At 32.5% G+C, this 14,461-nt stretch carries 14 protein-coding genes; 2 read left to right on the top strand and 12 right to left on the bottom strand.

Annotated features, from left to right (window positions below; all coding sequences use genetic code 11):
* Positions 1-17 precede the first annotated feature (17 nt).
* The 6 genes from radA to OWK30_RS06335 are packed head-to-tail and all read right to left on the bottom strand — an operon-like array spanning position 18 to position 5,614.
* The gene (gene radA, locus OWK30_RS06310; RefSeq protein ID WP_423324672.1) at positions 18-1,343 is read right to left on the bottom strand and encodes a DNA repair protein RadA; all 1,326 of its coding nucleotides are present in this window, start codon (positions 1,341-1,343) and stop codon (positions 18-20) included.
* Entirely contained in the window at positions 1,330-2,361 is a 1,032-nt protein-coding gene (ruvB, locus tag OWK30_RS06315; protein WP_423324673.1) for a Holliday junction branch migration DNA helicase RuvB, read from the bottom strand. Before ruvB ends, radA begins: the two co-directional genes overlap by 14 nt.
* The gene (locus OWK30_RS06320; protein WP_423324675.1) at positions 2,361-2,918 is read right to left on the bottom strand and encodes an HD domain-containing protein; all 558 of its coding nucleotides are present in this window, start codon (positions 2,916-2,918) and stop codon (positions 2,361-2,363) included. Before OWK30_RS06320 ends, ruvB begins: the two co-directional genes overlap by 1 nt.
* Positions 2,905-3,858 carry a prolipoprotein diacylglyceryl transferase gene (gene lgt, locus OWK30_RS06325; RefSeq protein ID WP_423324677.1) on the bottom strand — a complete coding sequence of 318 codons (954 nt, stop codon included), beginning with the start codon at positions 3,856-3,858 and terminating at the stop codon, positions 2,905-2,907. The genes OWK30_RS06320 and lgt overlap by 14 nt, the downstream gene beginning before the upstream one ends.
* On the bottom strand, positions 3,859-4,731 hold the full coding sequence (locus OWK30_RS06330; RefSeq protein ID WP_423324679.1) for a DMT family transporter: 873 nt from the start codon (positions 4,729-4,731) through the stop codon (positions 3,859-3,861). It lies immediately after the preceding gene.
* Entirely contained in the window at positions 4,724-5,614 is an 891-nt protein-coding gene (locus OWK30_RS06335; RefSeq protein WP_423324681.1) for a DMT family transporter, read from the bottom strand. Before OWK30_RS06335 ends, OWK30_RS06330 begins: the two co-directional genes overlap by 8 nt.
* A gap of 506 nt (positions 5,615-6,120) precedes the next feature.
* Here OWK30_RS06335 and pta point away from each other — a divergent pair.
* Positions 6,121-7,095 (top strand): phosphate acetyltransferase, encoded by a 975-nt coding sequence (gene pta, locus OWK30_RS06340; RefSeq protein ID WP_423324683.1) that lies wholly within the window; start codon positions 6,121-6,123, stop codon positions 7,093-7,095.
* Positions 7,096-7,108: 13 nt separating this feature from the next.
* On the top strand, positions 7,109-8,356 hold the full coding sequence (locus tag OWK30_RS06345) for an acetate kinase (RefSeq protein WP_423324685.1): 1,248 nt from the start codon (positions 7,109-7,111) through the stop codon (positions 8,354-8,356).
* A gap of 454 nt (positions 8,357-8,810) precedes the next feature.
* Here OWK30_RS06345 and OWK30_RS06350 read toward each other — a convergent pair whose 3' ends face one another.
* The 6 genes from OWK30_RS06350 to ubiE all read right to left on the bottom strand — a co-directional run bounded on the left by OWK30_RS06350 (position 8,811) and on the right by ubiE (position 14,450).
* Complete coding sequence (locus tag OWK30_RS06350; RefSeq protein ID WP_423324687.1) at positions 8,811-9,458, bottom strand: FmdE family protein; 648 nt, start codon at positions 9,456-9,458, stop codon at positions 8,811-8,813.
* Between the two features lie 29 nt (positions 9,459-9,487).
* Positions 9,488-10,231, bottom strand: a complete 744-nt coding sequence (locus OWK30_RS06355) for a sulfite exporter TauE/SafE family protein (protein ID WP_423324689.1) — start codon at positions 10,229-10,231, stop codon at positions 9,488-9,490.
* Positions 10,232-10,472: 241 nt separating this feature from the next.
* Complete coding sequence (gene larC, locus OWK30_RS06360) at positions 10,473-11,645, bottom strand: nickel pincer cofactor biosynthesis protein LarC (protein ID WP_423324691.1); 1,173 nt, start codon at positions 11,643-11,645, stop codon at positions 10,473-10,475.
* A gap of 5 nt (positions 11,646-11,650) precedes the next feature.
* Positions 11,651-12,295: an endonuclease III gene (gene nth / locus OWK30_RS06365; protein WP_423324693.1), complete on the bottom strand. Its 645-nt coding sequence runs from the start codon at positions 12,293-12,295 to the stop codon at positions 11,651-11,653.
* Positions 12,285-13,748: a menaquinone biosynthesis decarboxylase gene (locus OWK30_RS06370; protein ID WP_423324695.1), complete on the bottom strand. Its 1,464-nt coding sequence runs from the start codon at positions 13,746-13,748 to the stop codon at positions 12,285-12,287. The genes nth and OWK30_RS06370 overlap by 11 nt, the downstream gene beginning before the upstream one ends.
* A 21-nt stretch (positions 13,749-13,769) precedes the next feature.
* The gene (gene ubiE / locus OWK30_RS06375; RefSeq protein ID WP_423324697.1) at positions 13,770-14,450 is read right to left on the bottom strand and encodes a bifunctional demethylmenaquinone methyltransferase/2-methoxy-6-polyprenyl-1,4-benzoquinol methylase UbiE; all 681 of its coding nucleotides are present in this window, start codon (positions 14,448-14,450) and stop codon (positions 13,770-13,772) included.
* Between the last annotated feature and the right edge of the window lie 11 nt (positions 14,451-14,461).

Consider the following 14,461-nt stretch of genomic DNA (forward strand, 5'->3'; position numbering starts at 1 on the left):
ACATTCACACTTACAAATCATATATAATTTATCAGCTCATTTATATTGTTGATACTGATAACTTCAACACTAAACTCTGAAATATCATTCATCTTAGTAACAATTTTTTTAAATCCATAACGTTCAGCTTCTTTGAGGCGCAAATTCATAGAAAAAGGAGTTCTAATTTCTCCTGTCAATCCCACCTCTCCTAAGAAAATTATATCCTGTTCAAAAGGGATATCTTTAAAAGATGAAATTACAGCAGCACAAACAGCTAAATCTACTGATGGTTCAGTAATTCTCAATCCACCAACAACGTTTAAATAAACATCACAGCTTGAAAGATTAAAACCACACTTTTTTTCTAGTATAGCTAAAAGCATGTTCAACCTATTCATATCAAAACCAGTAACATTTCTTCTAGGATAATTAAAGTATGTATGAGAAACAAGTGCCTGAATTTCTACCAAAAAAGCTCTCGAGCCCTCCATTACAACAGTTATTGCTCTCCCACTTGCTTTTAAATTATCATTCACTAATGTCCTATTTGTATATTCTCTAAGTCCATATTCAGACATCTCAAAGATTCCAATTTCATTGGTAGAACCGAATCTATTTTTGACAGCTCTCAAAATTCTTAAGCCTCTATCGTAATCTCCCTCAAAATAAAGAACTGTATCTACCAAGTGTTCCAAAACCTTCGGCCCAGCAATTGCTCCATCTTTAGTAACTTGTCCAATTATAAAAATTGAAGTCCCATTTTTTTTTGCCACTTCTACAAGCTTATGAGTAACAAATTTTACCTGACTTACAGTCCCTGCAGCAGAGTTTAATTCATCTGAATAAATAGTCTGAATAGAATCAATGATAGCCACATCCGGTTGTTCTCTTCGAAGAATTTCATATATTGCTTCAAAACTGTTAGTAGCTGAAAAATAAACATCACCTTCTGTCAAATTAAGTCTCTCACCTCTCATCCTCAACTGGGGCAACGATTCTTCTCCACTAAAATAAAAAACTTTTTTACCATTACTTCCAATATAATAAGATATTTGTAACATAATTGTAGATTTACCTATTCCGGGCTCACCTCCTATCAATACAACGCCCCCTTTAACAACTCCACCACCCAACACCTGATCAAACTCTTTTATACCACTTGAATATCTCTCAACTTCAACACCTTTTACTTCCACAAGCTTTTTCAACTCTATTTTTTCAACTAATTTGTTATTATTTTTTTTAACATCAGTCTCTTCTAAAAAAGAATTCCAACTACCACACTCACTACATCTACCTATCCATTTAGGAGTTTTATAACCACAGTTTTGACAGATGAAATATGTTTTACTCTTTTTCATTTAAAAACTCTTCAATTGTCATTTGATACCCTTTAAACGGAATATTTAAGTGTTCATAAGCAAGTTGTGTTACCACTCTACCTCTAGGAGTTTTTTTAATAAAACCTTTATATATTAAATATGGCTCAATCACATCTTCTAATGTATCTTTTTCTTCGGAAAGTGTAGCAGATAACGTATCAATCCCCACTGGACCTCCGTTATACTTTTCAATAATAGCAAGTAAAAACCTTCTATCATTCACATCTAATCCTTTACTATCGATCTCTAGTCTGTTCAATCCAAAATCTGCAATCTCCTTAGTAATAACCCCATCATTCATAATTTCAGCAAAATCTCTGATTCTTCTTAAAATTCTGTGTGCAATTCTTGGAGTCCCTCTACATCTTGACGCAATAACCGAAGCAGCTTCTACATCAATGGTTACATCTAAAACCCTCGCTCCTCGCATAACTATTTTTTTTAAATCCTCTTCATCATAAAACTCAAGGCGAAAAATCATACCAAACCTATCTCTCAAAGGTGAAGTAAGTAAACCAGCCCTTGTAGTTGCTCCAATAAGTGTAAATTTTGGTAAATCTATTTTAATTGTTCTGGCTGCCGGTCCTTGTCCAACAATTATATCAAGTTTGTAATCTTCCATAGCTGGATAAAGGATTTCTTCCACAGAAGAATGCAATCTATGAATCTCATCAATAAACAGCACATCCCCTTCTGCCAAATTAGTCAAAACTGCTGCTAAGTCACCAGGTTTTTCTATCGTAGGACCACTAGTAGCTTTTATACTTACACCAAGCTCATTGGCAATAATATGAGCCAATGTTGTCTTACCAAGTCCAGGAGGACCATATATAAGACAGTGATCCAGACTATCCCCTCTTTTCTTTGCAGCTTCTACAAATATCTTAAGGTTTTCAATAATCTTTTTCTGACCTATATAGTCAGAAAAAGATTGAGGTCTAATTTTTATGTTTTCTTTGTCTTCTTCTCTTCTTTCTTTATCAAAGATATTTTCCATTAAACACCTAGTACTTTAGCATTTTTACTCAATGCTTCAATAAGAAATGAAATATGTTCATCTAAATCAACTCCAAGCTCTTTTACTCCTTTAAAAATATCATCTCTATTAACTCCCCGTGCAAAAGACTTATCTTTCAGCTTCTTTTTAACACTTTTTACTTTCACATTTGCTATCTTCTTGTCTGGTCTTACGTAAGCACAGGCTAACAGAAAACCACACAACTCATCCACTGCAAAAAGTGTTTTAGCCATCAATGTCTTTCTCTCAACTCCTGTATAATCAGCATGACCAAGTATTGCTTCTACAATATCATCTGGGTATCCCATCTCTTTAAGAATTTCCGCTCCTTTAAAAGGATGTTCCTTTGTTGAAGGATATTTTTCATAATCAAAATCATGCAGTAAGCCCACTATTCCCCACTTTTCTATATCTTCATTAAATTTTTCAGCATAAGCTTTCATAGCTGTCTCCACAGCTAGCGCATGTTTTATCAAACTTTCTGATTTTGTATACTTGGTCAATAAATCATATGCTTTTTCTCTACTCAACTCCATTTTTATACCCCCTAAAAACTAATATAGAACCAATAATTATCATTACAAAACTTGCCAAATGTGGTGCCCTAAAGTATCCAACCATTAGATCATCTGCTCTAAAAAAAGTAACAAAACCTCTAATAACTCCATAAAAAATAAGATATAAACCAGCAATAATACCTTTTCCAATATTTTTATTATCTTTCCAAAATAAAAGTAAAATAAAAGCTCCAATGAAATTTAAAATCATTTCATAAAAAAAAGTAGGGTGTACCGGCAGCGTGCCAAAATCCTGATATGCAGGTGGATTATATTTAGGTGGGAAACTAATTCCCCAGGGCACATATTCTTTCAATTGATAAACTTTATTGTGAAACTCAACTGTTAACTCACCTTTCTCTTTAATAAAAACCATTAGTTTCGAAACTTCCTCAGGAGTATTTCTTAACCCAAAGCTACTTAAAACCTGCTGCCAAAATTCTGGAAAGACATTTTTCATTCTAAAAATTATGGACGGTGGTGTAATAGTAGGAACTCCATGAGCCTCACCATTTGCAAAATTTCCAAATCTTCCAATACCTTGAGAAAGCAACAAAAACGGTAGAGCTAAATCACCAAACTGCAATAATTTAATCCCTTTACTTTTACAATAAAAATATGCTGTAAGTATTCCACCTATAATCCCTCCATGAATTGCAAGCCCTCCATGCCAAACAGCAATAATTTCCTTAGGATATCTACTATAAAAATCCCATTTTAAAAGAACATAATAAAATCTTGCTCCAACAATTGCACCAATAAAAGTTACAATAATAATGTTTTCAATCAACTCTGAGTCAAAACCAAGTTTTTGACCTTTCTTTTTGACGAAATATATCGTGATCAAAATCCCTATTAAATACATTAAACTGTAAACTCTAAGCTCAAATGTTCCTATTTTAAACAAATATGGAAACATTTACTTTTTCCCCTTTCTAGAAGCTATTATAATTGCTGCAAATATAAGAATTATCCCTATAAATTTGTATTTGTCAATAGACTCACCAAATATTAAATAAGCTAGAATTGATCCAATTACCGGTTCACCTAACGTTATAATTGCTACCATACTCGTCTTTAAATATTTAAGTGCCCAATTAAAAGATGTATGTCCCAGGTTTTGAGACACTAAAGCAAGTAATACCATAAAAATATACGATCTTAGCTCATAGCCTGTAAAAGGAATTTGCAAAACCAAAGATACTATTAAAAGAAAAACAGCTGCAACAGTATAAACAAGTACAATGTAGCTCATAATATCCATTCTCTCTCGTAAATGACTACCAATAAGAAAATACAAACTCACAAAGAATGCAGCCATAATGGCAAAACCATCTCCAATTAACGCATTCTCACCAAACCTAACTTCAAAATTGGCATCTCCAAAAGCTAGAACGGCAGAACCTGCTATTGCAAAAACAATAGCAATTATAATCTCTTTGTCTTGCTTTTCTTTCAATATAAGATAAGATACAATTGATACAAAAATGGGTCCTGTAGAAAGCAGTACAAGACTACTTGCCACAGAGGTATATTTTAATGACTGTAACCATGCAATGAAATGTAGACTTAAAAATACTCCACCAAAAAAACCAAAAATAAAATCTTTTTTTTGAAACTTAAACCTCTCTTTATTCTTTCTAAAGTAAAGAATGTTTAAAATAGTTGATGCAATAACCAATCTGTAGGTTGCAATCATTATTGCAGGTACATCATCACAAAATCTAACAAATATTGCCGCAAAAGATACAGAAATAATACCCAACATAAGTACAAAATATACTTTAATCATCACCTTCACCTTTTAAAATATATGAACCCACCTCAGAAATTATGATAGAAAAAATTATAAATACTGAACCAATGTATTGATGGAATGTTAAAATTTCTTTGCCAATCAAATAACCAAAAAATGCAGAAGAAACCGGCTCAAAAGTAAAAATTATGGCTGCTTTTGTAGGAGTGGTATATTTTTGCATAGCTGTTTGAATAAGAAATGCCACTACAGTTGCAAAAACTCCTGTCAAAACAACAGCAAAAATGACATTTTTACTAAATATAATTTCATTTGCACTATCCATAAAAGATATTGATATTACTAATGAAAGTAAAAATACAATGAACAGTTGAACAAAAGTAAGAGCCATAACATCATAAGTTTTAGAATACCTATCTATCATAATTATATGTAAACCAATAAAAAAAGCATTTAGTATAAGGTATATTACTCCAATGTTGATATTAAAATCACCACCATTGTAAGATATAAGTATCAATCCTAAAAATGCTAAAAACACACCCATCATAGAAGTTTTTTTAGGAAATTGCTTTAAAATTACCATACTTAAAAAAGGCACAAAAATTACATATAAACCTGTTAAAAAACCTGCAATAGATGCTAAAGTATATTTTAAGCCTAGAGTCTGAAAAGCAAAAGTTGCAAAAAGAAGCAATCCTAAAATCGTGCCGGGAATAAAAGAGTCTTTCACATCCTTAAATTTTCTAACAATCAAGAAAAACATTAAAACCGTCGCAAGTCCAAATCTTAATGTAAGAAAATTAAATACATCTATCTCTTCTAATGCCTCTTTCACAATAATAAAAGTGGAACCCCATATTAAACTTATAAAAATTAACGATAAATCTGCAAAATATTCTTTTATTTTACCTCTCATTTTACAAGATCCCCTTATATAATCTTATATAATGTTGTTTATCTTTAAATTTATATTAAATCTTTAACATAGAATTATATTTTATTCTACTCAATATGAAAATTAAATTGTATACACCTTTTTTGAAATCTATATAATAACTATAAAAAATATTAAAATGATCTATTTCATGATTTTATAAGCGAAGCATTCTTTTTTAATTCTTTGATAAAAAAATTTTTTAAAAACAGATATTCATTGCTGACATTTAGCTCTTACTTTTCTAATTAAGACTAAATTAGTTTGTAATACTCAATGATAATTTATGATTTCACGATTCCAAAATCTTTATTATTCATCTTAATACTCCAAAAAGAAAATGACTATTCATTTATTTTATAACACCATAACATTTATATAACAATATAACCTATTTAAAAATAACTTAAAATTCTGCATTAAAACTTGACATAACAATTATTATTCATAAAATAAAATATGATTTTATTTAAAATCAGGAGGTGATAATGTCTTTAATGAATGAATACTGGGAGAAAGCAAAAGAATTAAAAAGAACAATTGTGTTACCTGAAGGAAATGACGAAAGAACTATTGATGCTGCAAACACACTAGTAGAAAATAAGTTAGCTAATGTCATCGTACTTGGTAAAGAAGACGAATTAAAAAACAATTTAAGAAATGATATTCAAATTATCAACCCTGAAAGTAGCAAACTGTTAAAAGAATTTGCTGCCGAATATTTCGAAAAAAGGAAAAATAAAGGATTAACCGAAGAAGAAGCCTTTAGTATCATGAAAGATGAAAACTATTTTGGCTGTATGCTTGTTGAAAAAGGTTATGCTGATGGAGCAGTAACAGGTGCTTGCCATACTACTGCAGACGTTTTAAGAGCTGCAATAAGAGTGATAGGCACAAAACCTGGTATAAATAATATTTCTAGTTGTTTTATCATGGTTATACCAAAAAAGGAATTCGGTAAAGACGGAGCAGTTTTGTTTGCCGATTGCGCAGTAAACCCAAATCCCGATGCTAGAGCATTAGCTGAAATAGCCATAGCCACAGCTGATAGTTGCAAATCCTTTCTTGAAGATGAACCACGTGTTGCAATGTTAAGTTTTTCTACCAAAGGTAGTGCAAAACACCCTGATGTGGACAAAGTAATAGAGGCAACTAAAATAGTAAAAGAATTGGCCCCTGAATTGAAAGTGGATGGTGAATTACAAGCTGACGCAGCATTAATTAAATCTGTGGGAGAAAGAAAAGCTCCAGGAAGCAATGTAGCAGGTTCTGCCAATGTATTGATATTTCCTGATCTTGATGCAGGTAATATAGCATATAAACTTGTTGAAAGATTAGCTTCTGCAGAAGCAATCGGTCCTATTATTCAAGGGCTCAAGAAACCTGTAAATGATTTATCAAGAGGATGCAAATATATGGATATTGTAAATGTGGCAGTAATCACCTCATTGCAAACACAATAGAAGGGAGGTAACAATGAAAATCTTAGCATTAAACTGTGGCAGTTCATCTGTAAAATATCAGTTATTTGATTGGGACAACGATAAACTGATGGCAAAAGGGATTGTAGAAAGAGTGGGAATAGGAGATTCTTTTATTGTCCATGAAGTTCCAGGACAAGAAACATGGAGAGAAGAATACGAGTGTCATGATCATAATACAGCAATAAATCTAATAGTAAATACTCTGACGAATAAAGAGCGTGGAGTTATAAAAGAAATGAATGAGATATCAGCAGTTGGACATAGAGTTGTTCATGGTGGAGAAAAGTTTAAAAGAAGTACCTTGATAAATAACGAAGTCATTAAAGCTATCGAAGAAGTTCAACATCTAGCCCCTCTTCACAATCCTCCAAATCTTGCAGGAATAAGAGCCGCTAAAAAAGTTTTACCTAATGTACCACATGTGGCAATTTTTGATACAGCCTTTCATCAAACAATGCCAAGACATGCTTATCTTTATGCTGTCCCTTACGAGTGGTATGAACTATACGGTGTTAGAAGATATGGTTTTCACGGGACAAGTCACCTCTATGTATCTAAAAGAGCCGCTGTTTTACTTGGTAAAAACCCTAAAGACTGTAATATAATCACAATGCATATAGGAAACGGTGTATCTCATACTGCAATAAGAAATGGCGTATCTGTTGATACATCTATGGGGCTAACACCACTTGAAGGAGCTGTAATGGGAACAAGATGTGGCGATTTAGACCCAGCTATCCCTCTATTCATGCAGCAAATTTTAGACGTTAATCCCAAAGAAATGGACACATTACTTAACAAAAAGTCAGGAATACTTGGACTAACTGGAAAATACACAGATAGAAGAGATGTTTTAGATGGAGCAGAAAAAGGAGATGAACGCTGTAAAATTGCTCTTGAAGTTGAAGCTTATAGATTAAAAAAATACATCGGCGCTTACATGGCAGTTCTCGGAAGAGTAGACGCTATAGTATTCACTGCAGGTGTGGGAGAAAATGCTGGAATCATTAGACAAATGGCATTAGAAGGGTTAGAAGAATTGGGAATTAAAATAGATAAAGAAAAAAATCTGAAGACAAGAAGTAAAGATGGTGAAACTGAAATATCAACCCCTGATTCAAAGATAAAAGTTTTCATCATCCCTACAAACGAAGAAAGGGTTTTTATTGAAGATGTAGTAGCAATTTTAAATGGCACATATAAAGAACATACAGAATATCCTTATACATTTCTTAAATAGTTGCCACTGAAAAAGTGGCAACTATTTAAGAAATAATATTTTTTTTATGATTTTACTAGTTTTTATCCAACAATTAATAAAATTTCATATTTTATATAATTTTTTGTAAACCCTGTATTTTCTGGGGTTCTAAAGGGGGTATCCCCCTTTAAGTTATACCCTTACAAATGCTCCCAAAAAAATATTTGTTTAATTATTAATAAGATATTTTTTTCAGCAAAAACTATTTATTAAAAAAATTTTTTATGATTTTATTAATTTTAAATAAGTTTTCATTTTATGAAAACTTATTTCCTAAAAAATTATATCTATAATTTTTACCATATCTTGGGGGATTTAAAGGGGGGTTACCCCCTTTATGTCCTGTGAAAACTATCCAAAAATGGTGGAATTTTTATAAGAATATAAAAAGATCAATTATTAAAACAGTTGCCACTTTTTCAGTGGTAACTGTTTAATATGGAAAACAATCCAAGCAAACTATTTTACCATCCACAATTCTTGCATAGTTTTCAGCTATAGCATCACCACAAGTTTCACAAACTTGAATATTGAAACACGATTTCCCCTTAGAAACCTTAAATTCAAAAGGTCCCTCTACATCAACAATATCTTCGAGTTTTAATGCAAAAGGTCTTTTAAATGCAGGCTCAGCTACTTCAGCCGGCACATCTGTAGGCTTCACGCCCTTTATCCTATATTCGGTTATAAAAGGAGCAGAAAAAGCTTTTTTAAGTAATTCAGGTTTTATTTTTACTTTAACAGCCTTTTCATTTACCTTATCAACAAGCATAAATGTCCATTTCCCTTTTGCCTCTTTTTTCATAACCCCTTTACCAAAGGTACAACCTGTAGCAAACTGTACTCCATCTGCAAAACAGCCAGCAGCATGTTTATCCCCCACATTTATAATGACAAACTTATCCATATTTTTTTCTCTCTCACAACTCAGAGCCTTCAAAGCCGCAAGCCCTGCCACATATCCCATAGGCATACCGCCGCAAATATGCCCATGCAAATTAAGAGCCGAATATAGAAATTCTTTTTCCATATCATCAAGCCCTTCAATAGAATTAACAATCTCTCTGTGCCTATCAAACATAACTACCTCCAAAATTTAAATTTTTAAATTCATTCAAACAGCTTAAGCAACATCTTTATCGCCATAAACAACAATATCACTCCTAACAACTTCTTAACAGTGGCAGGTTTCAACCTAAAATGCATGAAGTGAGTACCTAGATAACCACCTGCATACGCGGCAAACCCAACAGCTATAAGCAGAATAAAATCAACATGCCCCATAACAAGATATGCAAAAAATCCAGAAATAGATGAAAAAGGTACAACAAAGGCGGTCACAACTGCCACCTTTTTGGGATTAAAACCAAGCATAATCATAAGTGGTGATATAAGACCGCCACCACCCACACCAAGGAGTCCTGATAAAAATCCAGCCATACCGCCTATAAAACTCAAAACTATAATAGGCCTATCATCTCTAAATTGATTCTCATACTTAGATGATCTAAAAAAAAGCATCATCAAGCCTGAAAATAATAAAAATGTAACAAAAACAACAATAACAACTCTTTTAGGTATTATTGTGGAAAAATAAGCGCCTGTAGGTGCAAATAATAAAGATGAAACTATAATAGGTACTCCCAATTTCACATCAAGGCGCTTATTTTTAAAATTGGAATATGTAGCACCTAACAAACTAATTGTATTGATAAATAAGCCTGTGGGTTTTGCTTCATTTAAAGGAAAGCCCAGCCAATACATCAAAGGAACCAAGACTATCGCAGAACCAACCCCTCCCAAAGCAAAGAGAAAACTAAAAACAAACGCTAACAGGACAATCACAACTATCATTATTCCCTTTTACTATGTTTTTATGATTATAAAAATATAAACACAACTTAACCGATGTCAAGAAATAATTCCATATCACCATTATTTAATGATAATATACCCAAAACAGGTGGTATCATAAAAAGGATGTTAGTAAATATAGTGTTTACATTGTACGTTCATAAAAGACGTTTAAAAAGCAAAATCTATTTGATAAAATTTAGTTTTTTATAAAAAAACAACTCTGTAAAATTATATAGTTCTAATTTTTTTTGCTCAACACTTTCAAATTGTACTGTTTTATAATTTCAGTTCCTAAATCAGAAGGTGACACATTAAGCTTTTTAGATATTTTTTTTAAATCTTCCCATTCTATTGTTTTTTTCTCAATTCCATTCCACGATGTTTTTTTTATTTTTACCTTTTCACCGGCATACTCAATTTCATCAAAGCTTCTCTGCATAACTACCCTGTTTTTCTTTATAAATCTTACTCCAATGGTAGAGCTAATCCTAAAAACAGTAGATATCATATCATCAATTTGTGATTCATCACACAGTACGGTTATTTTATACGCCGGACGGTTTTTCTTCATAAAAATAGGGGTAAAAAATATATCCACTGCACCTCTATTAAAAAGCTCTTCCATTAGAAAACCTAAAACCTGTCCATTGGTATCATCCACATTGAACTCTAACTCCATAACACTTTGCAATTGAGAGTCTTCTTCAAGTAAAAAACCTCTCAACATATTTGGAAAATTTTCAAACTGTTTTGTCCCTGTAGAATATGATATTTCCACTAATTTACCAGAAAAACTGTTTTTAACACCTTCTATAAATTTCTTATAAAGTGCAGCTCCCGTGGGAGTTGTAATTTCATCGTTAATATCTATTCTTTCTATATTCAAACCTTTTAAAATTTCTACAGTAGCTGGTGCAGGAACAGGTAAGATACCATGTTCCATTTTAACCGTACCAAACCCCACTTTTGCAGGGGAAGCCTCAACTTTATTTATACCAAGGCTATCCAGCATATATGATACACCCACAACATCAATTATAGTATCCACCGCTCCCACTTCATGAAAATGTATTTTATCAAGGGATGTATTATGAACCTTTGCCTCTGCTTCTGCTATAATTTTTAATGTATTCACAGCATTAATTTTTACCTTTTCAGGTAACTCAGCACATTCAATTATATCCACAATTTTTTCAAAATGCCTAAAAGGTTTCTTGATATTTTCCTCAATATTCAACCGATTACAAACAATACCATTAACTAAAACATTCTCTAATGAAATATTTATTTCTCCGTCAAGCATTCTTGAAAAAAGTAGACTTAATTCTTCTGAACAATCTTTAAACCCCAAAAGTAACGCAAAAAACATATCCCCAGAAATTCCTGAAATTATATCCAAATACAATCTCATTGTTTTTACCCTTCATTTTCATTTAAATAATAATCACAACATTTTGATAATAAACAACTTTCACACTTCGGTTTTCTTGAACTACAAATATCTCTACCAAATTCAATCATCTGATGAGACCATTTTGTCCATCTTTCTTCAGGAATTAATTCCATCAAATCTCTTTCAATTTTATCAGGATTATCATTATTCGTTAGTCCCAACCTTTGACTTATCCTTTTTAGATGGGTATCCACCACAATACCAGGCTTGCCAAAACAGTTTCCCAACACAACATTTGCAGTCTTTCGACCAATTCCTGGCAATTTAACAAGCTCATCAATATTCTCAGGCACTCTTCCATCATACTTTTCAACCAAAATCTCGCTCAATTTTTTTATATTCTTTGCTTTATTTCTGTAAAAGCCTGTTGGTTTGATATCTTCCATAATCTCTTCCATATCAGCCCTAGCAAAATCTTCAAAATCTTTATACTTTTTAAAAAGTGCACATGTAACCTTATTCACTCTTTCATCTGTACATTGAGCACTTAATAACGTAGCAATTAACAACTGAAAAGGATTAGTATAATTTAGGCTACATTTTGCATTGGAATACCTTTCATCAAGAAATCTAATTAACTCTTCAACTATTTTCTTTTTATTTATCATCTAATTTAATTCCGTACTCATCCCATTTTTCATCAACAAGTTTTTTAATATCTTCACTCATCACAATATCATCAGGCCACTCTCTATTGTGCCCCTCCTCAGGCCATTTTTTGGTAGCATCAATACCTATTTTTGCACCCCAGTATGCATAAGGGGATGAATGGTCAAGAGCATCAAGAGGACCTTCCATAATCACAATATCTCTTTTCCAATCCACATTGTTCCCCATCCTCCAAAGTACTTCAGAAGTATTTTGTACATCCACATCCTTGTCAACCACCACAATCATTTTTGTAAACATCATCTGCCCAGTACCCCAAACAAAATTCATAATCTTCTTTGCATGCATTGGATATTTCTTATCAATAGAAATAAACATAATATTGTGAAAAACTCCTTCTAATGGCAATGCCATGTCTATAATTTCAGGCATTTGTTTTTTCAAAAGCGGTAAAAATATCCTACCAGTTGCAACCCCCATATAACAATCTTCCATAGGCGGTTTACCAACAATAGTAGTAGGATAAATGGCACCCTTTCTATGAGTTATACAAGTAACATGAAAAACAGGGTACATATCAGCCAATGAATAATAGCCAGTATGATCCCCAAAGGGGCCTTCCAACCTAAGCTCATTTACATCCACATAACCTTCTATAACAATTTCACTGTTTGCTGGTACTTCCAAATCAACTGTCTCACATTTTACAAGCTCCACTGGTTTTTTCCTAATAAATCCTGCAAGCAACATTTCATCAATACCATCAGGTGCCGGAGCGGTAGCTGCATAAGTCACAGCAGGATCAGCACCTAAAGCCACAGCTACTTCTAATTTATCAAGTCCCATCCTTTTAGCTTTTCTAAAGTGATCTGCACCATGATGATGAATATGCCAATGCATACCTGTAGTGTTTTTATCATAAACCTGCATTCTGTACATTCCACAGTTTCTAGCCCCAGTTTCCGGATCTTTAGTAAAAACGCAAGGTAATGTGATAAAACGTCCACCATCCTTTGGCCAACATTGCAAAACTGGAAATCTCAAAAGATCAATATCATCATCCTTCAAAATAACTTCCTTACAAACTCCCTTTTTCACAATCCGTGGAATAATTTGATTGAGCTCCATTAACATTGGCAACGATTTTATTTTATCAAATAAGTTTTGAGGAACATTTCTATCAATTAGATTAATAATTCTTTCTCCTAGCTCATCCAAATTATCAACCTCTAATGCGAGATTCATTCTCTCAAATGAACCAAAAGCATTAATCAAAACAGAATGATCACTCCCTTTTACATTTTCAAAAAGTAAAGCAGGACCATGTTTTTTAGATACCCTATCTGTAATTTCAGTAATTTCTAAAACCGGATCAACTTCCGTTTTTATCCGAACAAGTTCTCCCTTTTGCTCCAACACTTTTATAAATTCTCTTAAATCTTTATAAGCCATCAATACCTCCTAAATATCATTTTACTTATAGCAAATTGTTGCATCGCAAATCCCAAAAGTAAGAGAATTAAACTCAACTCTTTTAAAACCAGCATTCAATATCATCTCTTTGTATTTATCTTTTTTGGGAAACTTATATACAGAATCCGGCAAGTACTCATAAGCTTTTCTATTCCCTGAAATTAAACCACCAATAAATGGTAATATTTTAGTAAAATAAAATCTATAAATATAAGAAAAAAATTTTTTTTCAGGCTGAGAAAACTCCAAAATGCATACTTTTCCCCCTTCTTTTAAAACTCTAAACATTTCTTTCAACCCAACATCTTTATCAGTAACATTTCTAAATCCAAAAGCTATTGTAACATAATCAAAAGACTCATCCTTAAAAGGTAATCTATGGGCATCAGCCACAGACAAAAACACGTTATCAACTTTTTTCTGAGCAATTTGCAGCATATTAAAACTGAAATCTCCACCCATCAGTATGCTTTTCTTAGTCCTTCTTTGCAATTCTATGAGCATATCCCCTGTGCCACATGCAAGATCAAGTATTTTTGCCCCATCATGAATATTTAAAAATTCAATAGCTTTTTTTCGCCAATAGACATCTCTTCTAAAAGAAAGAAGCCTGTTTAATAAATCATAACGATGCGCAATACTATCAAACATATTTTTTATTTTTTCAGATTGCTCGTTCACATAGCCTCCTC

The organism is Deferribacter abyssi (genome assembly GCF_049472655.1).
Taxonomy (GTDB): domain Bacteria; phylum Chrysiogenota; class Deferribacteres; order Deferribacterales; family Deferribacteraceae; genus Deferribacter; species Deferribacter abyssi.